24 protein-coding genes and 1 pseudogene are annotated in these 25,611 nt (G+C 72.2%); 7 read left to right on the forward strand and 18 right to left on the reverse strand.

The genetic code is table 11. The features are described 5' to 3' along the window. Positions 1-34: 34 nt before the first annotated feature. The 4 genes from ASD48_RS38885 to ASD48_RS46270 form a co-directional block, all read right to left on the reverse strand. Positions 35-1,831: a CBM35 domain-containing protein gene (locus ASD48_RS38885; protein WP_057606621.1), complete on the reverse strand. Its 1,797-nt coding sequence runs from the start codon at positions 1,829-1,831 to the stop codon at positions 35-37. Positions 1,832-1,953: 122 nt separating this feature from the next. Beyond that, a complete protein-coding gene (locus ASD48_RS38890) occupies positions 1,954-3,135 on the reverse strand; it encodes an ROK family protein (RefSeq protein ID WP_057606622.1) in 1,182 nt (393 codons plus the stop codon). 157 nt (positions 3,136-3,292) lie between these two features. Then, positions 3,293-3,436, reverse strand: coding sequence for a hypothetical protein (locus ASD48_RS44970; protein WP_171401420.1), 144 nt, complete (start codon positions 3,434-3,436; stop codon positions 3,293-3,295). A 174-nt stretch (positions 3,437-3,610) separates the two neighbouring features. Next, on the reverse strand, positions 3,611-4,252 hold the full coding sequence (locus ASD48_RS46270; RefSeq protein ID WP_348983248.1) for a cell envelope biogenesis protein OmpA: 642 nt from the start codon (positions 4,250-4,252) through the stop codon (positions 3,611-3,613). A 197-nt stretch (positions 4,253-4,449) separates the two neighbouring features. Here ASD48_RS46270 and ASD48_RS38900 point away from each other — a divergent pair, with 197 nt between their 5' ends. The 3 genes from ASD48_RS38900 (at position 4,450) to ASD48_RS38910 (ending at position 7,584) form a co-directional block, all read left to right on the forward strand. After that, positions 4,450-4,959, forward strand: coding sequence for an SRPBCC family protein (locus ASD48_RS38900; RefSeq protein ID WP_057606623.1), 510 nt, complete (start codon positions 4,450-4,452; stop codon positions 4,957-4,959). Next, on the forward strand, positions 4,952-6,583 hold the full coding sequence (locus ASD48_RS38905) for an NAD(P)/FAD-dependent oxidoreductase (protein WP_057606624.1): 1,632 nt from the start codon (positions 4,952-4,954) through the stop codon (positions 6,581-6,583). The genes ASD48_RS38900 and ASD48_RS38905 overlap by 8 nt, the downstream gene beginning before the upstream one ends. Positions 6,584-6,684: 101 nt before the next feature. Continuing rightward, positions 6,685-7,584 carry an SDR family oxidoreductase gene (locus tag ASD48_RS38910; protein ID WP_057606625.1) on the forward strand — a complete coding sequence of 300 codons (900 nt, stop codon included), beginning with the start codon at positions 6,685-6,687 and terminating at the stop codon, positions 7,582-7,584. Positions 7,585-7,594: 10 nt separating this feature from the next. Here ASD48_RS38910 and ASD48_RS38915 read toward each other — a convergent pair whose 3' ends face one another. The 5 genes from ASD48_RS38915 to ASD48_RS38925 all read right to left on the reverse strand — a co-directional run bounded on the left by ASD48_RS38915 (position 7,595) and on the right by ASD48_RS38925 (position 11,138). Continuing rightward, positions 7,595-8,824: an aminotransferase class V-fold PLP-dependent enzyme gene (locus tag ASD48_RS38915; RefSeq protein ID WP_057606626.1), complete on the reverse strand. Its 1,230-nt coding sequence runs from the start codon at positions 8,822-8,824 to the stop codon at positions 7,595-7,597. 154 nt (positions 8,825-8,978) lie between these two features. Next, on the reverse strand, positions 8,979-9,218 hold the full coding sequence (locus tag ASD48_RS44625) for a hypothetical protein (RefSeq protein ID WP_157880780.1): 240 nt from the start codon (positions 9,216-9,218) through the stop codon (positions 8,979-8,981). A 222-nt stretch (positions 9,219-9,440) separates the two neighbouring features. Further along, the gene (locus ASD48_RS38920; RefSeq protein ID WP_242432862.1) at positions 9,441-10,160 is read right to left on the reverse strand and encodes an alpha/beta fold hydrolase; all 720 of its coding nucleotides are present in this window, start codon (positions 10,158-10,160) and stop codon (positions 9,441-9,443) included. Beyond that, a complete protein-coding gene (locus ASD48_RS46105; RefSeq protein WP_282438431.1) occupies positions 10,157-10,279 on the reverse strand; it encodes a hypothetical protein in 123 nt (40 codons plus the stop codon). Before ASD48_RS46105 ends, ASD48_RS38920 begins: the two co-directional genes overlap by 4 nt. Positions 10,280-10,283: 4 nt before the next feature. Further along, complete coding sequence (locus ASD48_RS38925; RefSeq protein ID WP_057606628.1) at positions 10,284-11,138, reverse strand: restriction endonuclease; 855 nt, start codon at positions 11,136-11,138, stop codon at positions 10,284-10,286. Between the two features lie 196 nt (positions 11,139-11,334). Here ASD48_RS38925 and ASD48_RS38930 point away from each other — a divergent pair, with 196 nt between their 5' ends. Continuing rightward, positions 11,335-11,955: a class I SAM-dependent methyltransferase gene (locus ASD48_RS38930; RefSeq protein WP_057606629.1), complete on the forward strand. Its 621-nt coding sequence runs from the start codon at positions 11,335-11,337 to the stop codon at positions 11,953-11,955. Position 11,956: 1 nt separating this feature from the next. Here the strand turns inward: ASD48_RS38930 and ASD48_RS38935 are convergent, their stop codons facing one another. The 9 genes and pseudogenes from ASD48_RS38935 to ASD48_RS38970 form a co-directional block, all read right to left on the reverse strand. Further along, positions 11,957-14,095 (reverse strand): SpoIIE family protein phosphatase, encoded by a 2,139-nt coding sequence (locus tag ASD48_RS38935; RefSeq protein WP_057606630.1) that lies wholly within the window; start codon positions 14,093-14,095, stop codon positions 11,957-11,959. Positions 14,096-14,300: 205 nt separating this feature from the next. Beyond that, positions 14,301-14,657 (reverse strand): DUF6191 domain-containing protein, encoded by a 357-nt coding sequence (locus tag ASD48_RS38940; protein ID WP_057606631.1) that lies wholly within the window; start codon positions 14,655-14,657, stop codon positions 14,301-14,303. An 82-nt stretch (positions 14,658-14,739) separates the two neighbouring features. Further along, positions 14,740-15,561 carry an SAM-dependent methyltransferase gene (locus ASD48_RS38945; protein ID WP_057606632.1) on the reverse strand — a complete coding sequence of 274 codons (822 nt, stop codon included), beginning with the start codon at positions 15,559-15,561 and terminating at the stop codon, positions 14,740-14,742. A 265-nt stretch (positions 15,562-15,826) separates the two neighbouring features. Next, positions 15,827-16,933, reverse strand: coding sequence for an FAD-dependent oxidoreductase (locus ASD48_RS38950; protein ID WP_057606633.1), 1,107 nt, complete (start codon positions 16,931-16,933; stop codon positions 15,827-15,829). A gap of 244 nt (positions 16,934-17,177) precedes the next feature. Next, a pseudogene (locus ASD48_RS45875) lies at positions 17,178-17,335 on the reverse strand (fic family toxin-antitoxin system, toxin component); the annotation flags it as partial. After that, a complete protein-coding gene (locus ASD48_RS38955; RefSeq protein WP_057606634.1) occupies positions 17,314-17,571 on the reverse strand; it encodes a hypothetical protein in 258 nt (85 codons plus the stop codon). The gene ASD48_RS38955 and the pseudogene ASD48_RS45875, both read right to left, overlap by 22 nt. A gap of 187 nt (positions 17,572-17,758) precedes the next feature. Next, complete coding sequence (locus ASD48_RS38960) at positions 17,759-18,805, reverse strand: PP2C family protein-serine/threonine phosphatase (RefSeq protein ID WP_057606788.1); 1,047 nt, start codon at positions 18,803-18,805, stop codon at positions 17,759-17,761. Positions 18,806-19,034: 229 nt separating this feature from the next. After that, positions 19,035-19,793 carry an IclR family transcriptional regulator gene (locus tag ASD48_RS38965; RefSeq protein ID WP_057606635.1) on the reverse strand — a complete coding sequence of 253 codons (759 nt, stop codon included), beginning with the start codon at positions 19,791-19,793 and terminating at the stop codon, positions 19,035-19,037. Between the two features lie 272 nt (positions 19,794-20,065). Beyond that, on the reverse strand, positions 20,066-21,334 hold the full coding sequence (locus ASD48_RS38970; RefSeq protein WP_057606636.1) for an ROK family transcriptional regulator: 1,269 nt from the start codon (positions 21,332-21,334) through the stop codon (positions 20,066-20,068). Positions 21,335-21,542: 208 nt separating this feature from the next. Between ASD48_RS38970 and mmsA the strand changes: the two genes are divergently transcribed. The 3 genes from mmsA (at position 21,543) to ASD48_RS38985 (ending at position 25,577) form a co-directional block, all read left to right on the forward strand. Next, positions 21,543-23,093: a multiple monosaccharide ABC transporter ATP-binding protein gene (gene mmsA, locus ASD48_RS38975; protein ID WP_057606637.1), complete on the forward strand. Its 1,551-nt coding sequence runs from the start codon at positions 21,543-21,545 to the stop codon at positions 23,091-23,093. Next, complete coding sequence (gene mmsB, locus ASD48_RS38980) at positions 23,090-24,379, forward strand: multiple monosaccharide ABC transporter permease (protein ID WP_057606638.1); 1,290 nt, start codon at positions 23,090-23,092, stop codon at positions 24,377-24,379. The genes mmsA and mmsB overlap by 4 nt, the downstream gene beginning before the upstream one ends. Before the next feature lie 88 nt (positions 24,380-24,467). Next, positions 24,468-25,577: a sugar-binding protein gene (locus tag ASD48_RS38985; protein WP_057606639.1), complete on the forward strand. Its 1,110-nt coding sequence runs from the start codon at positions 24,468-24,470 to the stop codon at positions 25,575-25,577. The last annotated feature ends 34 nt before the right edge of the window (positions 25,578-25,611 follow it).

The raw sequence follows: 25,611 nt of genomic DNA on the forward strand, positions 1-25,611 counted from the left end.
GGGCCCGGCCGCGGTGCCGGGCCCCCGGGTGTCGTCAGGAGGTCTTCGGCACGTCGATCCGGTCGATGTCCGGCGCGTAGCCCGAACCGCTGTCGAAGGTGACCGTGTTGGCGCCGGCCTTCAGCGTCACCGGCACATGGACGCGGGCGACGGTCCCCCAGTCGCCGGTGGCGGGGAAGGTGTGGCGGGTGGCGCCGCCGCCGTTGGCGGAGACCGCGGCGGCCCGTGCGTCGCCGCTGACGTAGGCGACCTCGATCTGATAGGTGCCGGGCTTGTCGACGACGACGTCGGTGAAGGTGAGTTCGCCACCGAGGTAGAGGTTGCCGACCTTGCGGTCGCCGGAGCAGGTGGAGCAGTCGGCGACGGAGGCGTTGCCGCCGAGCGTGTTGGCCGGGGCCTCGGCCTCGTAGCCGGTGCGTTCGAGAGCGCCGCCGCGCGGGGTGACGGTGAACAGGCGGGAGCCGTGGGCGGGCAGTGCCTGGGTGATCCGGTTCCTGTGGGTGCCGAGGTTCTCGTGGTTCCACAGGTCCCGCACGGCCGCCTTGCCGGTGAAGCCGAGTGTCGTCCAGTCGGCGCTGACCGAGGCGGGCGCGTCGGCCAGGTTGAACAGGGCGACGGTGTAGGTGCCGTCGGGGTTCTTCGCCGCCCACACGCGCTGGGGGTCGGACGGGGTGAGCGGGTGCGCGGGCGGCGCGGCGCCCTGGTTGACCGCGATGACCTCGCGGTTGGTCAGCAGGGACAGGCCGTAGGAGTCCAGGCGCGTGAGGTCGTCGCCGGTGTACAGCGGCGACTTGGCGATGGCCCACAGGGTGGCGTACGTCTGCCGTTCGGCCTTGGTCAGGCCGTCCATGGCGCCGTTGCCGACGTCGAGCGAGTCGAGGTCGTTCCAGCCTCCGGGACCGGCGTGGCGGGTCCAGGCGGGGAGGTCGTCGAAGCGGTCGTCGACGGAGTTCTCCCAGGAGACCAGGGTGTTGCAGTAGCACTCGACGTCGGTGTCGATGCGCCAGCCGTCGGAGTACTTCTTCCAGTCGGCGGCGTGTCCGATGTCGAGGGACCAGGACACCTCGAGGTGGATCGGGCGTCCGGTGGCGGCGATCGCCTGCTGCCAGGCGGCCACGTCGGCAACGTTGTCGTAGTTCTCGCCGCTCTTGAACGAACCGGGGCCGACGCCGTCCAGCTTGAGGAAGTCGTAGCCCCAGTCGGCGAACATCCGCGCCTGGGAGTCGATGTACTTCTGCGCGCAGGGGTCGGAGAAGTCGATCTTGTATGCGCTGTCCCAGCCGTTGGTGGTGCGCAGATCGTCGTACACGAGGTCGGCCGTGGTGCAGCCTTCGGCGTTCCAGATCGGGGCCTTGCCGTCGGCGTACGCCTCCTTCTCCAGGCCGACGGGGAGGTAGATCCCCGCCTTGAGGCCCTTGGCGTGCACGTGGTCGGCGACGGCCTTCATGCCCCGGGGGAAGCGCTGCGGGTCGGCCTGCTGGCGGGCGTACCGGTCGAAGCGCGGCTTCCAGGCCTGGTCGCGCCACCAGCCGGCGTCGATGTTGACGTACTCGTAGCCGTACTTCTTGAGTTTCGCGGCCAGGGCGTCGGTCTGCTTCAGGACGTTGGCCTCGGTGAGGTAGCTGTAGTCGCCGTCGGGGTTGAGGCCGGGGTACTTGGAGGACTGCATGCTCCAACTCGACCAGCCCATGTACGGCTTGGCGGCCGGCGCCGGTGCGGCGCTCTCGGCGTGGGCGGCGGGGGCGACGGTGGCGGTGCCCACGGCGAGGGCGAGGACGACGGCGGCTCTCAGGGCGCGTGCGGGCAGGACGACGTGCGAGGGTGACCGCATGGGTCTGACCTCCAGGTGTGGGGTTCGGCGGAACCGCTCCGGGGCGGCCGGTCGTGGACCCGCGCCGATCGCGGGCCCGCCGAAGAACCGCGCCGGGGCGTGCGGGGACGCTGCTCGTACGGTCAGTTCGGGTCGGTGATGAAGGACTGGATGGCGGTCGCCGCGGCGCCGCGCGCCCACTCCTCGAAGGGCAGCGGGCGGGTCTGCAGGTCGCACCGCGCGGCCGAGCCGAAAGCGGCCGCCGCGAAGGCGCTGCGGATCTGCTCGGCGAACAGGTCGTAGGCGGCCAGGCCCTCCCCGGAGATGACGACGCGCTCCGGGCCGAGCAGATTGGCCACGGTGGCGATGCCGCGGCCGATCGCCTCCCCCGCCCGTGAGTACGCCTCGCGGGCGTGGGGGTCTCCCCGGCGGGCGAGGGCGACGGCCTCGCCGGTGTCGGTGACCTCGACGCCGGTCCGTTCGCGGATCCGGGTGAGGATCGCGGGGTCCGCGGCGATCGCCTCGACGCAGCCGCGGTTGCCGCAGTGGCAGAGCGGCCCGTCCGGGTCGACGGTGACATGGCCGATCTCGCCGGCCACCCCGTGCGCTCCGGCGACCACGCGGCCGTGTACCACCAGGCCGCAGCCGACACCGGCGCCGACGGTCACCACGGCGAAGTCCGACAGGCCCACGCCGGCGCCGAACCACTGCTCGGCGACGGTGAGGGCCCGTACGTCGTTGTCGACGGTGACCGGCAGTCCGGTGACGGCGGAGACGAGTTCGGCGAGCGGGACGTCGCGCCACTCCAGGAACGGCGAGTAGCGCACCACGCCCTCGCCGCGGTCCACGTCGCCGGAGACGGCGACGCCCAGCCCCATGACGCGCACGCCGTAGCCGTCCGCCTCGGTCAGCAACTCCCGCACCAGTTCGGCGGTCGACGCCAGGACCGCCTTGGCGGCGCGGTCGGTCAGCGGCACGCGCCGGGCGAGCAGGGTCCGGCAGCGCAGGTCCGTGAGCACCCCGAAGATCGCGTCCCCGGTGAGCTTGAGTCCGAGGAACAGCGCGCGGCCCCCGTCGACCCGTACCAGGTTCGCGGGCCGGCCGAGCGCCGAGCGGGCCTCCGTGTCCGCGTCCTCCACCAGGTAGCCGGACTCGAACAGCGGCCGGACGGCCTTGGTGACGGCCGCCGCCGACAGACCGGCCCGCCGGGCCAGTTCCAGGCGGGTGAGCGGGCCCTGGGACAGGACGGTGGTGAAGACCTGCGAAGCGGCCGGCGTTCCGGCGGGGAACGTCTCGGCGGGGTGCGCGGCGAAGGACGAGGGCATGGCCCGGAACCTAGGGCCCTTATTTTCCGCTGTCAATGAAAGAAGCAGGAATCAGCCGAAGGTCCCCTGTGACCCCTGGGTCCCTTTCAAAAGACTTACGGTGTCGAGGTATTGACGCGTGATCGAAGCTGATGCTCCCCTGGAGGCACCTTCGGCGTCAGCGCCGCGTCCGCAGGCGGGCCAGCAGGCCGCGCGCCTGGGCCCGACGGCGCGGATCCGCCGCCGCACGCCGTGCCTGCTCCATCGTGCGCCGCCCCTGCGGGCTCCTCGCGAACTCCTTGATGCGCTGAATGACGCTCATCCTGGTCCTCCCCATGTCTGTCGTCGTGCGTACCGGCCCTTGCGGTCGTTCGTACCGGCCCTTGCGGTCGTCCGGCTACCCCCGAACACGCCGATCAGGCCCGCCGGGCCGGGCGTTCGCAGGCAGCCGGACGACCGGAAGGACGCGCCGCTCCCCCGTCGCCGTGCCGTCCGCTCACGCCGCGCGCCCCCTGGCCGTCGTCGTCCGCACCGGCGCGGCCGCGGGGCGGGCGCCCGCGGCCTGGGAGCGAGCCCCCGGGCCCTGGGTGCGGGCGGCGCGGACCCGGTAGGTGGTCTTCGTCGGGTCCGTGACGGGCTCGCCCACCGTGATCCGGCCGGCCGCGTACAGCTCGTCGCACTCGGTGGCGGACAGCGCGACGTAGCAGCCTCCCCGGCCGCCGTCGGCGTCCAGCGGCCGCCAGTAGCCGTACACACGGCGTCCACTGGCGTGCTCGGTGACGAACACGGGTGTCCGTGGATCGGAGACGATGCGCAGCACGTCGGCCCCGGCGCGGCCCGGCGACACGCCGGGGCGGCCCGGCGACACGCCGGGGCGGGGCGGGTGGGCCGAGCGCCCGTCGCGGACCGCACCGGCGTCGTCCGCGCGGGCCGGTCGCGGTGCCGGACCCGGTACCGGACGCGTCGCCGGACGTGCCTTCTCCTCGCGGCCGATCGGGAGCGGGCCGCGCTGACGCGGAACGCCGGCCGCCGTGCCGACCGTGCCCACCGCGCCGGGTACCTCCTCGTGCCGACGCCACCAGGGGTGCGCGTCGGAACGTACGTCGAGGAGCTGCGGCTGGAGGGCGGTGGGCGGCATGATCGGTGACCTTTCCTCGGCGGGGACATGAGACCGACTACCCGGTTGAGCCGAAGTTGATCTCATGTGGGGCATCCTTCATGACGGCACTGACAACGGGCGGGTTCATCGGCGCCGCGTCCTGCGCTTCCGGCGGTTGACCTCCGGCGATACGGGCACTCGGCGAGCCACGTGTCAGCGACTGCGGGAGGTGCACGGTGGCGGTACGGCATCGGCTGGTCAAGGCGAGTCCGCAGACGGTGTGGGACGTTCTCGCCGACGGTGACCGCTACGCGGAGTGGGTGGTGGGCACGTCGTCGACCCACGAGATGACGGGCGAGTGGCCGCACGTGGACGCGAAGATCGCCTACGAGATCCGGGTGGGGCCCGTCACCCTGACCAACGAGACCGTCGTCCGGCGCTGCCGGGAGCCGGACGTGCTGGAGCTGGAGGCGCGGGCGGGCGCGCTGGGCACGGCGCGGATCGCGTTCGAGCTGCGGCCCTGGGGCCGCCACTGTCTGGTGATCCTGGACGAGCATCCGCTGCAGGGCGTCGGCGGGCTGCTGCACAACGCCGCCGTGGAGGCGGTGACCCAGATCCGCCACCGGGCCCTGCTCGGCCGGCTGGCCAAGGTGTGCGAGGCCGACGCCCGCGGCGGAGCCGCCGAAGGGGCCCGGCGTACACCCGCGGCGGCGCGATCGCACGCCGAGGGAGGCGCCGATGCCTGACGCCGTGGTGATCGGGGCCGGCCCGAACGGGCTGGTGGCGGCGAACCTGCTGGCGGACGCGGGCTGGAGCGTGGAGGTCCTCGAGGAGCAGCCGGAGCCCGGCGGCGCGGTGCGGCACGACCGGTCGGTGGATCCCGAGTTCGTCAACGACCTGTTCAGCTCCTTCTACCCGCTGGCCGTCGCCTCTCCGGTCCTGTCCGGGCTGCGGCTGCACGAACACGGTCTGCGCTGGAACCACGCGCCCAGCGTCGTGGCCCATCCCCTCACCGACGGCGGCTGCGCGGTCCTCGACCGCAGGGTCGAGGTCACCGCCCGCTCCCTCGACGCCTTCCACGCCGGGGACGGAGCCGCCTGGCGCCGCCTGCACGAGGTGTGGGAACAGCTCCGCCCGGACATCCTCGACGCGCTGTTCACCCCGTTCCCGCCGGTGCGGGCCACGGCGCGGCTGGCGGTCAGGCTGCGCGCCGCGGGCGGCCTGCGCATGGCCAGGACGCTGGCCTTGCCGGTGCGGCGACTGGGCGAGGAGGAGTTCGGGGGCGAGGGCGGCCGGCTGCTCCTGGCCGGCAACGCCCTGCACGCCGATCTCGCGCCGGAGGCCGCGGGCAGCGGCGGGTTCGGCTGGCTGATGGCCATGCTCGGCCAGTCCTACGGCTTTCCCGTGCCGGCCGGCGGCTCCGGCGCCCTCACCGAGGCCCTGGTCCGGCGACTGCGCGCCCGTGGCGGCGAGCTGCACTGCGGACGGCGGGTCAGCCGGATCGAGGTCCGGGACGGGCGGGCCGTGGGCGTGCGCACCGCCGACGGCGAGCGGGTCACCGCGGACCGCGCGGTGCTGGCCGACGTCTCCGTCCCCGCGCTGTACGGCGAGCTGGTGGAGCCGGAGCACCTGCCGTCCCAGCTGGCGGCCGACCTGAAGCGTTTCCAGTGGGACTTCGCGACCTTCAAGGTCGACTGGGCGCTGAACGGCCCGGTGCCCTGGCAGGCGGAGGCGGCGCGTCGGGCCGGGACCGTGCACCTGGCCGACGGCCTGAACGAGCTCACCCGGTTCGCGGCCCAGATCGCCATGGGCCAGGTTCCCGACCGCCCCTTCGCGCTGTTCGGGCAGATGACGACCGCCGACCCGGGGCGCTCCCCCGCCGGCACCGAGTCCGCCTGGGCCTACACGCATGTGCCCCAGCTGGTCGAGGGCGACGCGGGCGACGAGGGGCTCACGGGCGCCTGGGACGCGAGCGAGCAGGAGCGGATGGCCGACCGGGTCGAACATCAGGTCGAGCGGTTCGCTCCCGGCTTCCGGTCCCTGATCCGGGCCCGCCGCATCCTCGCCCCGCCCACGCTCCAGGCCCTCGACGCCAATCTGTACGGCGGCGCGATCAACGGCGGCACGACGGCGCTGCACCAGCAGCTCCTCTTCCGGCCCCTGCCCGGCAGCGGGCGCCCGGAGACCCCGGTGCGCGGGCTGTTCCTGGCCTCCGCGGGCGCCCATCCCGGCGGTGGTGTCCACGGCGCGCCGGGCGCCAACGCCGCTCGCGCCGCGCTGCGCCGGCACCGCCCGCCCGGCGGGACGTTCGTACAGCGGGCGCTCGCCCGCCGGGACCGCACCGGCGCGAAACAGCCGTCCGCGGGCTGACCCGCGCCACGCGCCCGCCGATCGACCGAGAACCCGAAAGACGGAAGACCCGAAAGACGGAAGACCAGAAAAAGCGGAGGATCCGAGGAACGGAGCACGCCGTGCACGACAGTCCCCTCGACGACCGCACCGCCGTGGTCACGGGAGCCGCCCGCGGGGTGGGAGCGGCGCTGGCCCGGGAGCTCGCACGGCGCGGTGCGCGCCTGGCGCTGATCGGCCACGAGGGGGCGGCGCTGCGGTCCGTGGCCGCGTCGCTGCCCACGCCCGCGCTGGCCGTCGAGGCCGACGTCACCGACGGCGAGGCGCTGGAGCGGGCGGCCGAGGTCGTCCGCGCGCGGCTCGGGCCGCCGTCGGTCGTCGTCGCGAACGCGGGGATCGCGGAGGGCGGCCCGTTCGCGTCGGCGGACATGGCCTCCTGGCGGCGGGTGATCGACGTCAACGTCACGGGCAGCGCCCTGACCGCGCGCGCCTTCCTGCCGGACCTGGTGGAGTCGGCGGGCTACTACCTCCAGATCGCTTCGCTGGCCTCGATCGGGGCGGCTCCCCTGATGAGCGCCTACTGTGCCTCCAAGGCCGGTGTGGAGGCCTTCGCGCACACGCTGCGGGCCGAGACGGCCCACCACGGCGTGGCCGTCGGCATCGCCTATCTGAACTGGACCGACACCGACATGATCCGGGACGCGGACCGGCACGCGGTGCTGCGGGAGCTGCGCGCCCACATGCCGCCGCCCGCCCGACGCGTCCTCCCCCCGGAGTTCGTGGCGACGCGCCTCGCCACGGCCGTGGAACGCCGGCGCACCGCCGTCTACGTCCCGGCCTCGCTGCGTCTCGTCCAGGTGGCACGGGCCGCGCTGCCGGCCCTGGTCCTCCGCCGGTCCCGCCGCGCGTTGCCCCGCCTGGAGGCCTCGGAGTCGTTGCGCCCCACCGGGCCGCTCGGAGCCGGCGGCCGAGCCGACGAAGCGGCGGCCGCGCGGCGGGGGCGCACGCCGGACGGGCCGTGAGCGCCGGGGCCTACGACTCCCTTGCCTCGCGGGCCCACTTCTCGACGACGGGCACACAGGTCTCGGCGAAGTGCCGGTAGTCGTCGGGGGTGTTGTAGACATGGGCGGACAGCCGGAGGTAGCCGAGTCCGTCGAAGCTGGTGAACGCGGCCTCCACGCCCAGTTCGGCGGTCGCACGGTCGCGCAGGGCGTCCGCCGCCACCCGGCTCGTGCCGAGCCCCTCCGGCAGGCGGACCAGCCGCATCCCGGGGACGGGCAGCCCGACGTCGACGGGGTCGGCCGGGGTCCCGCTCCGGGCGAAGGCCTCCGCGACGACACGGGCGCCGTGGTCCGCCAGTTCGTCCATGTACCGGCGGGCCGTGTCCCAGCCCCAGGTGTCGTCGACGAAGTCCAGCGCGTCGGGCGCGGCCAGGAAGCCGGTGGAGTCGAGCGTGCCCTGGTGGTCGAAGCGGTCCGGGAAGGGTTCGGCCGCGCCCCATGAGTCGATCAGCGGGTGCAGGTCCGCCCGCAGCGGGCCGTGGGCGACGAGCGCCGCCGTGCCGCGCGGGGCACAGCCCCATTTGTGGAGGTTGCCGACCCAGGCGTCGCAGACCAGTCCGTCCAGCGGCGCGGCCAGCAGACCGGGGGCGTGCGCGCCGTCGACGAGCAGGGTGATCCCGCGCCGCGCGGCCTCGGTCCCGACGCGTTCGACCGGCATCAGCCGGGCCGTCGCGGAGGTGATCTGGTCCAGGACGATCAGGGCGACGCCGTCGTCCACCTGCGCCATCACCGCTCGGTACGCCTGCTCGGCATCGGCCGCCAGGGGCACCCGGGCCGTGCGTACGCCGGTCCCCCAGCGGCGGGCCAGCCGCTCCGCGCCCATGGTGACGGCACCGTAGCCGTGGTCGGTGACCACGATGTCCCCGCCGGGCCTGGCGGCCAGGGCCGCGTAGACGACGCTGGCCCCGGCGCTGGCATTCGGCACGAGCGCCAGGTCCTTCGCGTCGGTCCGCAGCCGGCCGGCGACGGCCGCGCGGGCCGCGGCGATCCGGCCGGGCAGCGACGGGAACCACGCGACCGGGGCGCGTTCCATCTCCGCCCGCAGGGCGTTCTGCCGCTCCTGCGCCACCCGGGGGACGGCACCGAACGAGCCGTGGTTGAGATGCCGCAGATCCGGGTCGAGTGTCCAGGCCGCCAGCGCGGGCCGCCCGTCGGGCAGCGTCAACGGTCGGGGCACGGTGACGACTTCACCCTCGTTCACGGATCTCCTCGGATCGTCCCTGGCCGGGTGCCCTGCCGGTGCCGGGCGGGCCCACGATACCCAGGGCGGTCGGCGGATCCGGACGGGCGTCCTCGGGACTCGGACCCCAGAACCCCAGAACCCCGGAACCTCAGGCTCCCGGAACCCCGGCGGCTCAGCCGAAGAACGACCGCTGGGCGGGCAGGCCGGGGGTGAAGGAGGACGGGGCGCTCATGACCCGGTCCAGGTCTCGCTTGATGCGTTCGGCCTCGCCTTTCACCTGAGCGGGCACGTCGCCGCGTTCGATGATGAGGCGGTGGTAGATCGGGGTGTCGTCGAAGACGGGGATCACCGAGGGGGCTCTGCTTTCGTGGACGGTCGGGCAGGCCGACACGGCAGGACTTGCTTCGGACACGGCCGACGATCCGACGGAGCGAACCGGCGTTTTTGTGACGTCTCCTGACGGTTCGACAGCGCGAACGACCATGGTGACGTCATCGTATTGTCCCCGATGGCCCGGGTGCGGGTGACCATGGGGGCCCGGGAACGGTCGAGGCGGGCTGCGCGCAGGTGCCCCGGACCGGCCCCGGACACCCTCGGCGCGGCCGCTCGCCGGAGGCGTGCGCGCCGCCCGCCGTCACCACGGCAGGGGGCCTTCCGCCGTGCAGGCCTCGCCAGCGAGACCCTCGATGTCCGGCTCCGGTCGCAGGAGTTGGGCGACGATGGCGGCGGTGGCTCGGTGCCAGTCGGCGCACCGCCGGAGCATGGCGTGGTCACCGCGGCGGACGAGGACCATGCCTGCCTGCGCCGCCGCCCGCCGGGCCCGTCGGACGTACTCCGCGGACTCCCCCGGATCGGTGACCCGGTCATGGTCACCGTGCAGGACGACGATCCGCTTCCCGCCGAGGTGCTCGACGGGTTCACCGGGCGGGCACCACGGCGCCAGTGCGAGAACACCGCGTACGGCGGGGTCGGCCGCCGCGCGCAGGGCCGCCCTGCCACCCATCGAGTGGCCCACGAGGGTCACGGGCACCTCGCCGGCCGTCCGGCGCAGTTCGTCGAGGGCCCGTACGGTGTCGTGCACGGGGTCGGCGGTCGCGTTCCAGCCCCGGTAGCGGTAGCGCACCTCGCCGACCAGAACGTCCTGACGGTCCGTCGCGGCCACGGCCGCCCGCAGGACGGGACGCATGCGCAGGGCGGCCAGGTGCCAGCCCCGTGATGCCTCCCGGCTGTGCTCCCGGCCGCCGTGCAGGACCACGACCGCGGCGCCCGGCGAGCCGGCCGGCCGGTGCCGCACCACCAACGCGGACGTGCTCCTAGCGGCGCCTCCTCCGTCTCCGCCCGCTGCTCCGCTCACTTCCCCGACCCCTCCTTCGCCCGCTCCTCGGCCCGCTTCGCCGCCCGTTTCGCCGCCCGCTTCTTCGCGCACTGCCCGTCGCCTCTCTCGCCGCTCATCCGGATGTTCTCGACGGTCACCGGTTCAGCACACCGCCACGAACTCCGGCTCCCACGGCCGCGGGCCCTCCGCGTCCTGCCAACGCCCGAGGTCCTCGCCGTCCACGCACACGATGCCGCATTGGCTCGCGTACTCGACGGCGGGCGCGGTGAAGTCGCCGGTGGTGACGACCGCCGCGACCTCGGCTCCGTGCACGGCGAAGCACGTCCCGCCGAAGCGCTGCATGTCCTGGGAACCGACGCGGTTGGTATCGCTGTAGCGCTTGCACTGGATGACCAGCACCCGTCCGTCCGGTGTCCTCCCCACGACGTCGGCGCCCAGATCACCGGCCCCGCCGACGACCTCCACCTCGGTGCAGCCGTCGCGCCGGCACAGCTCGGCTATCGCCTCCTCGAACTCGTAGGGGTCCAGCTCCTCGTAACCGATCTCCTCGGTGACGGCCGGCTCGTCGTCGAGGGGGTGCCCGGCGATCCGGCCGAGGGGCCGACCGAGCGGGATCGTCGGTTCCACGTCGACACCCCCACCGACGAACTCCGCCCGGGACACGGCCGGACCCGAGGCGACGACCGGCGGCGCGGTCTCGAGAGCCTCGACCACCGTCTCCGTGGCCTCCTCCAGGGACTTCGCGGCGCGGCGCGCGAGCCTCGCCGCCGAGAACCTGCGCCGTCCACGACGGCCGGCCACGACACTGGCGGCACAGACGAGAACGAGCGAGACGGCCCAGGCGGGGCGGTGCTGCGCGGCGGCCGCGGCGGTACGGGCGACCGTGCCGAGCAGCGTGAGCAGGACGGCGAGCAGCACGAAGTACACGGCCGTGGAGCGGAGTTCGAACCGGCGCGGACTGCGCGCGGGCTGCGGAACGTGCGGCGGTACGGCCATGGCGGTGCGTCCTCCCGGATACGACAACGAAGATCATCGAGCGTCTGCCCAGGCCGGGGCGGTTCTATCGGGAGAGGTCTGCCGAGTGAGGTCTACCGGGACAGGCGTGCACGCGCGCGGGGCCGAACACACCGCCTTGTCCCTCCGGGGAAATCCGTTCGCGGCTTCTCACAGTGGGCGGCTAGCGTGCACCGGCGTGACCATCGAAGATCCCAAAGAACTGGTCCGACGCGGGTATGACGCGCTCTCCCTCCGCTACGACCGGACGTACGGCGCCGAGACGAAGTACCGGCCGTGGATCCGCGCCCTGTCCGGTCGTGTCCCGGCAGGCGGCACGGTGCTGGATCTCGGGTGCGGAAGCGGGGTCCCCGTCGCTCGTGACCTGGCGGCCGCAGGTCACCGTGTCACGGGCGTCGACATCAGTGAGGTGCAGATCCGCAGGGCTCGGGAGGCCGTGCCGCAGGCCGAGTTCGTCCGTGCCGACGCCACGGCGGTGGACTTCGAGTCGGCCTCCTTCGACGCGGTCGTCTCGTTCTACGCACTGATCCACATTCCGCTCGACGAACAGCTGCCGCTGCTCCGGAAGATCGCCGGATGGCTGCGACCGGGCGGCTGGTTCCTCGGTACCACCGGCCACCGCGCCTGGACCGGCGTCGACGAGGACTGGCTGGGCGGCGGGACCCCCATGTGGTGGAGCCACGCGGACGTCGCGACGAACCGGAGCTGGATCACACAGGCCGGTCTCGTCGTCGAGCAGGAGGAGTTCGTGCCCGAGGGCGAGAGCGGCCACGCTCTGTTCTGGGCGCGCCGCCGCTGATTCAGACCTCGGTGAAGGAGGGCAGCGGGAGTTCGGCGGAGTCGCTCAGTTCGGCCCATACCGTCTTGCCTCGGCGGGCGTGCCGGGTTCCCCAGTGTTCGGCGAGCTGGGCGACCAGCAGCAGGCCTCGGCCGCCTTCGTCGAAGACACGGGCCCGGCGCAGGTGAGGGGTGGTGCTGCTGCCGTCGGAGACCTCGCACAGCAGGGCGCGGTCGTGGATCAGGCGCAGCCGGATGGGGGGTTGGCCGTAGCGGATGGCGTTGGTGACCAGTTCGCTGACGACCAGCTCGGCGGTGAAGCCGAGTTCCTCCAGCCCCCACTCGCCCAGCTGCCGGGACACCTCCGAGCGGGCCCGGGCGACGGCGGCGGGTTCGGCGGCCAGGTCCCAGGTGGCGACCTGGCCGGCGCCCAGGGCGTGGGTGCGGGCGAGGAGCAGGGCGACGTCGTCGTCCGGCCGGGTCGGCAGCAGGGCCGCGATGACGTGGTCGCTGATCTCCTCCAGAGAGTGAGCCGGCCGGGTGAGGGCCTGGCGCAGCCTGGCGAGACCGGCGTCGACGTCATGGTCGCGGGACTCGACCAGGCCGTCGGTGTAGAGGGCGAGGAGGCTGCCTTCGGGGAGTTCGAACTCCGCCGCCTCGAACGGCACGCCGCCCAGGCCGAGGGGCGGGCCGGGCGGCAGGTCCAGGATCTCGGCGGTTCCGTCCGGGGTCACCAGCGCGGGCGGCAGATGGCCCGCCCGGGCCAGGGCGAAGCGCCGGGACACCGGGTCGTAGACGGCGTACAGGCAGGTGGCGCCCAGGTCTCCCGCGGCCTCGCCGTCCACGTGGTCGGCGTTCTCGCCGGACAGGCGCAGAACGATGTCGTCGAGGTGTGTGAGGAGTTCGTCGGGCGGCAGGTCGATGTCGGCGAGGGTGCGCACGGCGGTGCGCAGCCGGCCCATGGCGGCGGCGGCGTGGATGCCGTGGCCGACCACGTCGCCCACCACGAGGGCGACCCGGGCGCCGGACAGCGGGATGACGTCGTACCAGTCGCCGCCGACGCCGACCCGGTCGCCCGCGGGCAGGTAGCGGTAGGCGACGTCGACCGCGGACTGCCGCGGCGCACCGCGCGGGAGCAGGCTGCGCTGGAGGGTGAGGGCGGTGGAGCGGGCGTGGCTGTAGCGGCGGGCGTTGTCGACGGCCACGGCCGCCCGGGCGGCGATCTCCTGGGCGAGGAGCAGATCCTCGTCGTCGTAGGGGTCGGGGGTGCGGTGCCGGGAGAACCGGGCGACACCCAGCGTGGCGCCGCGGGCGTGCAGCGGCACCACCAGGGTGGAGTGGACGCGCGGGGCCGCGGCGGCGGCCGCGTCGCCGTGATACTTGGCGGGCTGTCCGGTGACCAGGGCGAGAGCCTCGGGCGACCCTTCGGGGCAGGTGTACAGCCGCTGCGTCGCGGTGTCCGGTTCCGGACCGTCGTCGGTCACCGAGGCCCACGCGGTGCGGCGCAGCACGAAGGGGGGTTCGCTCGAGAATTCGTGGCCGTGCAGGGCGGCGTCGAGCAGGTCGACGGTGACGAGGTCGGCGAAGCGCTCGACTGCGTGATCGGCCAGTTCCTGCGTGGTGCGGGCGATGTCCAGGGTGGTGCCGATGCGCACGCCCGCCTCGTTCACCATCGACAGCCGCCACTGCAGCCGCCGGTCCCGCTCCTCCTGGAACGCGGCGACGCCCTGCTCCGAGGTGCGGTCCACGTACGCGGCCGCCGACTCGATCACATGCCGTGCGGCTTCGCTGACCAGCTCGGCGTCGTCGGTGAACCGGGGCATCTCCGCGAGCAGCCGGTCGAGGACGATGGTCTGCGCCAGCCGGAAGGCCCGCAGCATCATGCCGAGCGGGATGCCGTGCCGGGCCAGCCGGCGCGAGCGGTCGAGGTCGGCGGGCGGCGGTTCGATCAGGGTCGGCTCGATGGCGTGTTCCAGGCCGAACAGCCCGGCGGCGATGTGGTCGGCGATGTTCTCCGCCGCCATCCGCGCGATGCCGGGGTCGTCCCACAGCTCGGGAAGGTCCCGCCGCAGGCCGCGCTCCACCTCGGCGATCAGCTCGTCCGCTCGCGAACCGAGCTCGCGCACGACACGGGACACGAGACCGGCAGCCGTCAGGTCCACAAGGACGACGTTACGCCGTACGGGCGCGTAGGCCTCGTCGGGAGGCCGTCTCCGCGTGGCTCCGCGTGGGAGCCACGCCTGCCGTGGCCGCACTCCAGGGGTGGTGGGCTTTCGGTGACGCGCGGAATGCGGGCAGGCAGGGCTCGGCGGATCAGCGCACCCGGTGACCCCTGCTCACCGGCAGGAACGGTGCGCGTGCGGCGGGTCACCCGTGCTCGCCGAGGCAAGCCGGGCCGCGCGACCGGCGGCCGGCCCTGGGCATCCGGACGACCGCGACTCCGCCGTCGAGGTCCACCGTCGTCCGGTTCGGAGGCGCGCCGTCCTCCTCGTCGTCACGCATCACCAGTGCCGACCGGCGCTCCCTCAGCTCGTTCTGTTTCCCGGGCGAGAAGCTCGCGTGGAGCTGCTCGAACCCGGTCGCCGATATCTGGCCCTGCCGGGCGCTGTTGCGCCATGGCAGCAGCCCCGCCCGCCCGGCCCGGAGAACCAGCTGGTCGGCGAAGGCCACGGCGGTCAGCACGATGACCAGTCCGGGCAGGGTCATGAACACGGCGAATCCCATGGCCCCATTGTCCGCGCCGGATCCTGAACAAGTGCCCCGGAGTCGGTGAGCCAGGGTCGGTGAGCCGGGCCGCCCCGGGCGGCTACGGCTTACGTCCCACGCCGCAATAGGCGTCGACGGCGGCGAAGTTGGCTGAATCATCGGGGTGCGCGCGCCACTTCGTGACCTGGACGATCCCCGGTTCCACCAGCTCCAGGCCGTCGAAGAAGCCGCCGATCTCCTCGACCGAGCGGACGTGGTAGGGCACGGCGCCGCTCGCGTTGTACGCCTCCGACGCGGCGATCATGCCCGCGCTGGTGGCCGTGCTGTCGCTGATCACCAGGTGACTGCCCGAGGGGAGACCGGCCATGAGCCGCCGGACCAGGTCGCGTGCCTGCCCGTAGTCGCCGACATGACCGAGCGTGTTGAGGATCATCAGCGCCACCGGCCGGGAGAGGTCCAGGGTTCCCGCGGCGGCTTCGAGCACGGCTTCCGGGTCGTACAGGTCCGCGTCCAGATAGGCGGTCCTGCCTTCCGGGGTGCTCGTCAGCAGGGCGTGCGCGTGGGCCAGGACCACGGGGTCGTTGTCGACGTACACGATCCTGGCGTCCGGGGCCACGCTCTGCGCCACCTGGTGGGTGTTGTCTGCGGTGGGCAGCCCGGTACCCACGTCCAGGAACTGGCGGACGCCCCGCTCTTCGGCGAGGTGCCGCACCGCGCGTCCCAGGAAGTGCCGGCTGGCGACCGCCACGTCCACCAGACCGGGGAAGATCTCCTTGATGTGGTCGCCGATCTCCCGGTCCACCTCGTAGTTGTCCTTGCCGCCGACGAAGTAGTTCCAGAACCGGGCCGAGTGCGGCTTGGACGTGTCGATCCGGCCGGGTGTTCCGGCGGGCGTGGTGGTCTGGGAAGTCGGGTCCGACACGGCAAAGCCTCCTGCACGGCTACGTAGTTGATCAGGGCACCAACGTAGGCGAACTTTCTTGCCGGGCAGGGAAGTTGAGAGCGCTTGCCGTCGTCCGCCATGCCGTTTCGGCCATTCGTCAGCTCCGAGCGACGCATCGGCACGGTAAGCGTTTTCCCACGAGAGGCCGACGATGACCGGCGGCCGCGGCAGACCGGCGGGGCGGGGCGGGGCGACGGGCGGGGCGGACGGGACAGGGCGGGGCCTGACGGGGCGAACGGACGGTTCAGCCGGCGCTGTAGCCCAGTTGGCGCCTCATGTACGGCGTCATGAGGGTCTTCGCCTTCGCCAGAACCGATGCGCGACCGCCCAGTACGGCGCTCTCGCCGCCCGGCACGGGCAGTACGGTCAGTCCGTCGGCGGGGCCGAACGGCACGATGAGCGGGGTGCGCCGGACCGGCCGGTAGAGGCGGGGCTCCCTGCGGTGCCGACCGGAACTGCGCAGATGGACACGGATGTTGTGAGCGGCGAGATCGGCCTGTGCCAGCGCGGCGGGGGTGATCTTGAGCTCGGTGGCGTCGTTCACGTCACCGACCGCGAACACGTCCGGGCGGCCCTGGACCCTGAGCCTCCGGTCGACCTTGATGTGCCCGGCCGCGTTCAGCCAGTCGCCGTGTCCGGCCAGCCGCAGCCAGAGCGTGTTGGGTGTGGTGCCCGTCGCCCAGAAGGAGAGGTCCGCGTCGATGACGTCGCCGCGCGCGTCACGGTAGGTGCCGAAGTCGTTCCCGGGAGACATGAACGAGTCGAGGCGCACCTCCACGTCATGGGACTCCAGCCAGGCCAGCGCCCGGCGCCCGGCCCGCCGGCTGCCGGCGGAGTTCAGCAGCGCCGCCCCCGCATGGGCGAGCGTGACCCGGGCGTCCGGCCGGGCCAGGCGTATCTCGGCGCTGAGCTCGACGCCGGAGGGCCCGCCGCCGACGACGAGAACGTGTTCGGCGGCGGCGACCTTGCGCTGGTGGCCGGCGAAGGACTTGAGCGTCTCCTCGGTAGTGGTGCCCGTGAAGCGGGCCGGTTCGGGGTAGTCGGCGCCGGTGGCGATCACGACCACGTCGTAGGGAAGCCGTTCGCCCGTCGCCAGGACGACCTGCCGTTCGTCGGTGTCGACGCGGACCGCCTTGCCCAGGACCACGCGGCCGTCACGCAGCAGCCGGTCGTACGGAATGAAGGGGGTGACCGACCACTCCGGGCGCACGCCGGCGCGGAGCGAGGCGATGCGGTGGAAGAACACCTCTTTACGGTCCACCAGAGTGACCCGGGCCGTCGTGTCCAGCCGTTTCGCCAGCCGGACGCCCGCGTAGCCTCCGCCGATCACCACTATGTCGCCGTCGCGCACGCGCGTCTCCTGTGCAGGGGGAAGCGAGCGGCCGCGCCGTGGGGACCTCCTCGGCCACTCGGACTGCCGACGAGCGTAGCGCTTGAACTTTTAAGTACACGTGGAGGCGTGTGCAGCTGTGTGCACGTTCGGTGAAGCCGTGCAGTCCTGCATTCCTGCATTCCTGCATTCGTGCAGACGTGCGGACGTGCGGACGTGCGGACGTGCGGACGTGCGGACGTGCAGCCGTGTAGGCGCGGCGGGTTCAGGTGGCGCGCGGCCAGGCGTGCAGCAGCGCGGCGATCCTTCGGCGGTGCAGGCGGGATCCCTCAGCAGCTCACGCAGGGCCACCGCGTCCTCGGGGGTGGGCTTGACCGGGATCCCCGAGGCGTCCAGGTACATCACGCCCGTCGCCGCGACGACGTCGAGGGGCCTCGGCGCGCCCACGAGTGGTAGGGCACCGGGACGATGCCGGTGCGCTCGGCAGCGGGGGCGGGGGCGGGGGTCTGGCCGAGCGGCCGGTACGGCCAGGTGACGTCGCGCGGCTCATCGTGCGGCTCATCGCGCGGGGCGACGAGTTCACCGGGCGCCAGGACCGTGTCGTCAGGCCCGTCCTGCGGCGCGGCGGACGGATCCACACGTACGGCGTCGGCCAGCACCCCGCGTCCACGCGAGGACGCGCAGCGACAGTGACGCCGAGGGCCACCGGGGTGCCGAAGTTCGGCGTGCCGTCGGTGTTCCGGGCACCCCCCTCGGGCGAGTAGCCGGCCCCGTCGGTTCGGTGGGCAGTGGGCAGTGGGCAGTGGGCAGTGGGCAACGAGCGGAGGGCGGCGGGCGGCCCGGCGTTCACACCGCCTGGTCCCCCAACAGCTGCTCAGGCAGGACCGGTTGGGGAATCGAGGTGGTGGCGACGGCCGGCTTGCGGATGAGGAGCAGCGCCGCGTCGTCGTGCAGTCGTCCGCCGACGTGTGTCAGCAGTTCGTCGTGGATCGCGCCGACGGCGGTCGCCGGATCGTCGCAGAGGTGGTCCGCGAGGCCCTCGACGAGCGGGTAGAACTCCCGGTCGCGGTTTCGGGCCTCGATGACCCCGTCCGTGTAGAGCAGCAGTTGGTCACCGTCGGCGAAGGGGATCACCTGGAGGCTCGGGGTCTGGTCGGTGAGGCCGCGCAGCCCGAGGGGCGGAGCGGGCTGCGTGGGCTCCACCGCCACGACGTCTCGGGAGGCGCCGACCAGCAGCGGTGGGGCGTGTCCGCAGTTCACCATCTCCAGCTCGCCGGACCGCGGGTATCCGGCGACCACGGCGGTGACGAAGTCGTCGGCGCCGAGGTTGCGCGCGAGGCTCCGCTCGATCCTTTCGACGACGGCGAGGAGATCGGGTTCGTCGTAGGCGGCCTCCCGGAAGACACCGAGGACGAGTGCGGCGGTCCCCACGGCGGGCAGTCCCTTGCCCCGCACATCACCGACGATCACCCGTACGCCGTACGGGGTGGGCACCAGCGCGTAGAGATCACCGCCGATCCGGGCCTCGGCGGCCGCGGCGCTGTAACGGACGGCGACCTCGAACGGACCGACGGTCGCCGGCACCGGCCTGAGCAGCGCGTGCTGGGCGGCCTCGGCGACCGACCGGACGTCCGCGAGCACCCGCTCACGGCGCCCGCGCAACGCGCTGGCCAGGCCACTCGCCAGGGTGACGGCCACCAGGGCGGCCAGTACGGCGGCCACCTCGCGGCCGGGCGCACCGACCCGGGCGCCGAGCGTCGCGCCGACCACCGCGGCGAGGAGGCCGACGCACAGGACGCCGCGCGGGCCGTTGGTCGTGGCGGCCAGCGCGGGCCCGGCCGACAGCATGGGAAGCCAGATCATCCCCGCGTCACCGAAGAGACCGACGAGCATGATGACCAGGAGGACCAGGACCGGCAGCAGGGGCCCCGCCACCCGGTGTCTGAACGATTTCAACAGCCGTGTCGGGCAGTGATCGCCGCCGTGGTTGCGCTCATGACCCATGCTTCGTCCGCAATCCTCGTCTGTGTGTGCGCCGGGGAACTTCGGAAATGTCCGTTTCCTCTAGGAAACGGGTTCGACCCGACTCCTTACAAGGATCGGATTTTCAGATAGTGAACGATCACCTGGTGAGCGAAAGACCCCTGGTCACGCGACTCGCGGTCGGAAGCAGCCGGGCCCGCACCTGTTCGAGCCGGGAAAGCCGGTCGACCGGCAGTGAGACGCCGAGCGAGCCGAGGGTGTCGCCGCTGTAGACGGGCACGGCGACGCAGACCGTGCCGAGGGTGTACTCCTCCAGGTCCGTGACGGCCGGGGCCACGGGCGAGGAGTCCAGCTGCCGGAGCAGTTCGGGGGCGCTGGTGATGGTCCTGGGCGTGAGATCGGCGAGGTGGTGGCGGGAGAGGTACTCCTTGCGGGCCTCCTCGTCCAGTTCCCGCAGTACCGACTTGCCGAGCGCGGTGGCGTGTCCCGCGTCCTCGAAGCCGACCCAGAGGTCCACACGGGGTGCCCTGGGGCCGTCGACGATCTCGGCGACCCGGATCTCCCCGTCCTCGTAGAAGGTGAGGTAGGCGGCGGTGGCGAGCTCGTCCCGCAGTGCGGCGAGAGCGGGTCGGACCCGGCTGAGCAGTGCCTGTGCACGGCCCGCGGTGTGCAGTGTCTGCAGCCGGTCCCCCAGGATGAACCCGCCGTCCGGGAGTTTCCGCAGGTAGCCGTCGTTCACGAGGGTCCGCAGCAGGTGGTAGGCGGTGGCCAGGGGCAGCCCCGTCTCACGCGCCAGCTGCTTCGCCGGCGCGCCGTTCTCGTGCGCGCTCGCCGCCTCCAGCAAGCGGAAGGCCCGCTGCACGGAGGTGATGAGCGTGGGGCCGTCCTGCCCACCCATAGGACCAGCCTGCGCCAGGCGCCCGGCTCGGGCAAGGCGCGCGGGGCCGGGCCGGGGCGTGTCCGCACCGTGGCACCGTCTGCCCGCGGGGCGGGGATCCCGGCGTCCGGTGCGTGCGTGCGGTCGCACGGCGGAGGGCCGCCGGCGGCAGGCAGGAGGGCGGCCCTCTTACCGGTCGGTGTACGCGGCCGGTCCGACACCGCGGCTGGGGGTGCCCCCTCGGGGCGTACGCGCCGGGCGCCGCGGGCCGGGCGGGACCTTGCGGACCCGGCCTAGGGCATCCCGCCGGGGTCCGCCGCCGTCCCCAGCAGGGCCGACAGCTGCGGGGAGTACGTGGCGTGCAGGACGAGTGCCGCGCTACCGACCACCGCGGCGTCCGTGCCGAGCCAGGAGGCCTCGACCTCGACGACCCGGACATGCCGGGACAACGGCCGGCTGGCCAGCGCGGCGGCGACGACCTCGACGTAGCGCGACTCGACGTGCTGGATGCCGTGACCCCCGAGGACGATCAGGTCCACGTCGATGAAGTTCGCGATGTCGACCGCTACCGAGGCGACGTGTTCCGCGGTCTCGTCGATGACGGCCGCCGCGACCGGGTCGCCGGCCGCCGCGGCCACCACGATGGCGGTGTGGTCGACCGCCTCGGGACGCTCGGCGAAGACCCGCGCCAGCGCGCTGTCCGGACGCGGTTCCGCGGCGAGCCTGCGGTGCACCTCGGCGACGATCGCCGTGGGGTTCACGAGCCTCTCGAGGCAGCCCCGGTTGCCGCAGTAGCACTCCGGTCCTTCGGGCAGCACCGAGGAGTGCCCGAACTCGCCCGCGTTCAGTGAACCGCCCCGGTACACCTGGTGGTTGAGGATGAGGCCGCCGCCGACGCCGGTGCCGAAGAAGAAGTAGGCGAAGTCCGCCACCCCCTTGCCCTTGCCCGACCAGCGCTCGCCGACCGCGGCGGCGGTGGCGTCGTTGTCCAGGGTCACCGGCAGGCCGGTCGCCTCGCTCAGCATGTGCTGCACCGGCACCCTCGTCCAGCGGGCCAGCTGGGGCGCGCCGACGATCGCGCCCGCCTCCAGGTCGATCGGGCCGGGAGTGGCGAGACCGAGCCCGAGGACCTTGCCGCGGTCGACGCCCGTCTCGGCCAGCACGTCGGCGACCAGTTCCGCCATGTCCTTGATGACCTGGGCCGGGTCGGTGCCTGGATCCGTGGGGCGTTTCTTGACGACCAGCGGCCGGCCAAGCAGGTCGACCACGGTGCAGCTGAGCTCCACGGGATCGAAGTGGAGGCCGACCGCGCTGCCCGCCTCGGCGTTGATGCGCAGGGTGGTGCGGGGCTTCCCGCCGCTGGACACCCTGCTCGCGCCGTCCTCCCGCACGATGCCCTCGTCGAGCAGACGCCGCACGATGCCCGAGACCGTCTGCGGGGTGAGGCCCGTGTGCTGGGCGATCTCGACCCGGCTGATGCCGTCGGCCAGCTGGATCTGGTCCAGGACCACGGCCCGGTTGTATCGCCCGACCTTGGGAAGGTTCGTTCCTGCCTGCCGCACGCACGGTCCTCTCTCGTTTCCCCCTACAACCTATCCCTCGCAGCCCATTGACTTAGTAAAACAAATGGATTTAGTGTCCGGCACACGAAATCTCGGACACGAAGGCACAGGGCAGTGCCATCGGAGGCAAGTTGATGTCCATGCAATGCCGCAGGCCCGAAGGCTCGGGTACGCCCAGGGGCGTTCCCGGCGGTGGGGAGCACCGGTCATGAAGCCCACCGCCCCGACCCTGCTGGAGATGCGGTCGATCACCAAGACCTTCCCCGGCGTCACCGCGCTCGCCGACGTCAGCCTCGTCGTGCGGGAGGGCGAGATCCACGCGATCTGCGGCGAGAACGGCGCCGGCAAGTCCACTCTCATGAAGGTGCTCAGCGGGGTGCACCCGCACGGCAGCTACACCGGCGACATCGTCTACCGCGGCGAGCAGGTCCGGTTCCACGACATCCGGGCCAGCGAGCAGGCCGGCATCGCGATCATCCACCAGGAACTGGCCCTGGTGCCCGGTATGTCGATCACCGAGAACCTCTTCCTCGGGAACGAACCTCGCCGTCGCGGCGCGATCGACTGGAAGACGGCCCAACGCCGCGCCCTGGAGCTGATGGCGCGGGTGGGACTGCGGGAGGACCCCGACACCCTCATCAAGGACATCGGTGTCGGAAAGCAGCAACTCGTCGAGATCGCCAAGGCGTTCGCGAAGGACGTGAAGCTGCTGATCCTCGACGAGCCGACCGCGGCCCTCAACGAGCACGACTCGCAGCACCTGCTCGACCTGCTGCGCGGCTTCCGCGAGCGGGGCATCACCTCGATCATCATCTCGCACAAGCTGAACGAGATCGAGGCGGTCGCCGACACCATCACGATCCTGCGCGACGGCCGCACCATCGAGAGCCTCGACGTGCGGGCGGACGGCGTCAACGAGGACCGCATCGTGCGGGGCATGGTCGGACGGGAGCTCGACAGCCGCTTCCCCGACCGCACGCCCGACATCGGCGAGATCTTCTTCGAGGTCCGCGACTGGACGGTACGCCACCCCAGTTCGGACGAGCGGATGGTGTGCAAGGGCTCGACGTTCCACGTACGCCGCGGGGAGATCGTCGGCTTCGCGGGACTCATGGGCGCGGGCCGCACCGAACTCGCGATGAGCCTCTTCGGCCGGTCCTACGGCACCTGGCTGTCGGGCCGGGTCTTCAAGGACGGCGAGGAGGTCCGGCTGAAGACGGTGTCGGACGCCATCCGGCACGGCCTCGCCTACGTCAGCGAGGACCGCAAGTCGATCGGTCTCAACCTGCTGGACGACATCAAGACCTCGATGGTGGCCGCGAAGCTGTCGAAGATCGCCCGGCGGCGCGTCATCGACCCGGTGCGCGAGCACCGGATCGCCGAGGAGTACCGCCGGAGCCTGCGGATCAAGACCCCCAGCGTCGACGAGGGCGTCGTGAAGCTCTCCGGTGGCAACCAGCAGAAGGTCGTGCTGGCGAAATGGATGTTCACCGACCCGGACCTGCTGATCCTCGACGAACCGACCCGCGGCATCGACGTGGGCGCCAAGTTCGAGATCTACGGGATCATCCAGCGGCTCGTCGCCCAGGGCAAGGGGGTCGTCGTCATCTCCTCCGAGCTGCCCGAGCTGATCGGCCTGTGCGACCGCATCTACACGGTGTTCGAGGGCACCATCACCGGCGATGTGGCGCGTGGCGACGCCGATCCGGAACTCCTGATGAAGCAGATGACCGCTACCAAGAAGAGCCCCACTCCATGAGCCGTATATCCGACCTTCAGAAGAACCTCTTCGGAGGAACGACCTCCAACGCCCGCCAGTTCGGCATGATCTCCACCCTGGTGGCGATCGTCCTGCTGTTCCAGATCTGGACCGACGGCCTGACGCTCACGTCGGGCAACCTCATCGCGGTCGTCAGCCAGTACTCCTACATCCTGATCCTGGCCATCGGGATGCTGATGGTGATCGTCGCCGGCCACATCGACCTGTCGGTCGGTTCGGTCGCCGCGTTCACCGGCATCGTCGTCGCCAAGGCGATGCAGGAGTACGACCTGCCCTGGCCCCTCGGCATCGCGCTCGGCCTGCTCGTCGGCGCCGCGATCGGTGCCTGGCAGGGCTTCTGGGTGGCCTACATCGGCGTGCCGGCCTTCATCGTGACCCTCGCCGGGATGCTGCTGTTCCGCGGTGGCAACCAGTACATCGGCAACGCAGACACGGTTCCGGTGCCCGAGGGATTCCGCAAGATCGGCGCCGGCTTCCTCCCCGAGGTCGGGCCGGACACCGGGTACAACAACCTGACGCTGCTGCTCGGCGTGGCCGCCTGCGCGGGCGTGCTGTGGCGCGAGTGGCAGGCACGCCGGACGCGTCGCGAGATGAACGCCGACCTGGCACCGCTGTGGGTCACGGGCATCCGCCTGGCCGTCATGTTCGGCGTGATCGTCTTCGCGACGCTCCGCTTCGCCGGCGGCCGGATCGGCACCAGCCTGCCGATCTCCGGCATCATCCTGATCGTTCTGGTCCTCGCGTACTCGCACTACACCCGCAACACCATCGGCGGTCGGCACATCTACGCCGTCGGCGGCAACGCGCGCGCGGCGGAACTCTCCGGTGTGAAGCTCAAGCGCGTCAACTTCCTCGTCATGATGAACATGTCGGTGCTGGCCGCGCTGGCCGGCATGATCTTCGTAGCCCGCTCCTCGGCCTCCGGACCGCAGGACGGACTGAGCTGGGAACTGGACGCCATCGCGGCCGTGTTCATCGGCGGCGCGGCGGTCTCCGGCGGCCTGGGCACGGTCAGCGGCTCGATCGTCGGCGGCCTGGTCATGGCGCTGCTCAACAACGGCCTCCAACTGGAGGGCGTCGGATCCGACATGGTCCAGATCATCAAGGGCCTGGTCCTCCTGCTCGCCGTCGCCTTCGACGTCTACAACAAGCGGCAGGGACGCTTCTCGGTCATCGGCGCCCTGACGCGCCCGTTCCGGCGGGACGACCCGGCTGCACCGGCGGCCCCGAACTCCGACGTCGACAAGGCCGGGATCGCGGGCTGACCGCAGAGCCCGCATCTCCTCCCCCGCCGCACTCGACGGCACCCCGCACTCCCGCAACCAGCACACCGTACGAAGGGCCAACTCCACCATGCGCACACTCGTCATCAGAAGCATCGCCGCCGTCGGCGCCGCCGCCCTGCTCACCCTGGGCACGGCCTGCTCGAATGAACGCGAGGGCTCCACCGGCAGCGACAGCGCCGACGCCAAGGGCTTCGCGAAGGACGCGCTGATCGGCGTCGCCCTGCCCGCCAAGACGTCGGAGAACTGGGTGCTCGCCGGTGACCTGTTCACCGACGGTCTCAAGGAATCCGGCTTCAAGGCCGACGTCCAGTACGCGGGCGCCTCGACCACCGTCGCCGACCAGCAGGCGCAGATCTCCTCCATGGTCACCAAGGGCGCGAAGGTCATCGTCATCGGCGCGACCGACGCCTCGCAGCTCGCGACCCAGGTGAAGCAGGCCAAGGACGAGGGCGCCACCGTCATCGCCTACGACCGGCTCATCACGAACACGCCCGACGTCGACTACTACATCGCCTTCGACAACTTCAAGGTCGGCCAGCTCCAGGGGCAGGCGCTGATCGACGGCATGAAGGCGAAGAAGCCGAAGGGTCCCTGGACGATCGAGCTGTTCTCCGGCTCGCCGGACGACAACAACTCCAAGGTCTTCTTCGACGGTGCGATGGAGGTGCTGAAGCCCTTGATCGACAAGGGAGACATCGTTGTCGGGTCGGGGCAGACCGACATCAAGCAGACCGCGACCCAGGGCTGGAAGGCCGAGAACGCCCAGCAGCGCATGGACTCGCTGCTGACCTCGGCCTACGGCGGCAAGAAGACCCTCGACGGCGTCCTGTCGCCCAACGACACGCTCGCCCGGGCGATCCTCACCTCGGTCAAGGGAGCCGGCAAGCCGGTCCCGGTCGTCACCGGCCAGGACTCCGAGGTCGAGTCGGTGAAGTCGATCATGGCCGGTGAGCAGTACTCGACCATCAACAAGGACACCCGCAAGCTCGTCGCGGAGACCGTCAACATGGTCAAGGCCCTCCAGAAGGGCGACAAGCCGAGCATCAACGACACCAAGTCCTACGACAACGGCAAGAAGGTCGTCCCGTCCTACCTCCTGCCGCCGGTCATCGTGACCAAGGAGAACGCGGCCGAGGCCTACGCGAACGACCCCAAGCTGGCGGCGCTCACCAAGTAGTACCGACCGCCGCCTTCGCCCGCCCCGAACGGCT

Source organism: Streptomyces sp. Root1310, assembly GCF_001426425.1.
In the GTDB taxonomy this organism is placed as follows: domain Bacteria; phylum Actinomycetota; class Actinomycetes; order Streptomycetales; family Streptomycetaceae; genus Streptomyces.

What these genes read in the sequence shown, in the direction of transcription:
- ASD48_RS38885 (WP_057606621.1), bottom strand. Translation starts at nt 1,831, where the DNA reads ATGCGGTCACCCTCGCACGTCGTCCTGCCCGCACGCGCCCTGAGAGCC.
- ASD48_RS38890 (WP_057606622.1), bottom strand. Translation starts at nt 3,135, where the DNA reads ATGCCCTCGTCCTTCGCCGCGCACCCCGCCGAGACGTTCCCCGCCGGA.
- ASD48_RS44970 (WP_171401420.1), bottom strand. Translation starts at nt 3,436, where the DNA reads ATGAGCGTCATTCAGCGCATCAAGGAGTTCGCGAGGAGCCCGCAGGGG.
- ASD48_RS46270 (WP_348983248.1), bottom strand. Translation starts at nt 4,252, where the DNA reads ATGCCGCCCACCGCCCTCCAGCCGCAGCTCCTCGACGTACGTTCCGAC.
- ASD48_RS38905 (WP_057606624.1), top strand. Translation starts at nt 4,952, where the DNA reads ATGCCTGACGCCGTGGTGATCGGGGCCGGCCCGAACGGGCTGGTGGCG.
- ASD48_RS38925 (WP_057606628.1), bottom strand. Translation starts at nt 11,138, where the DNA reads ATGGCCGTACCGCCGCACGTTCCGCAGCCCGCGCGCAGTCCGCGCCGG.
- ASD48_RS38940 (WP_057606631.1), bottom strand. Translation starts at nt 14,657, where the DNA reads ATGGGATTCGCCGTGTTCATGACCCTGCCCGGACTGGTCATCGTGCTG.
- ASD48_RS38960 (WP_057606788.1), bottom strand. Translation starts at nt 18,805, where the DNA reads ATGCTCGTCGGTCTCTTCGGTGACGCGGGGATGATCTGGCTTCCCATG.
- ASD48_RS38965 (WP_057606635.1), bottom strand. Translation starts at nt 19,793, where the DNA reads ATGGGTGGGCAGGACGGCCCCACGCTCATCACCTCCGTGCAGCGGGCC.
- mmsA (WP_057606637.1), top strand. Translation starts at nt 21,543, where the DNA reads ATGAAGCCCACCGCCCCGACCCTGCTGGAGATGCGGTCGATCACCAAG.
- mmsB (WP_057606638.1), top strand. Translation starts at nt 23,090, where the DNA reads ATGAGCCGTATATCCGACCTTCAGAAGAACCTCTTCGGAGGAACGACC.
- ASD48_RS38985 (WP_057606639.1), top strand. Translation starts at nt 24,468, where the DNA reads ATGCGCACACTCGTCATCAGAAGCATCGCCGCCGTCGGCGCCGCCGCC.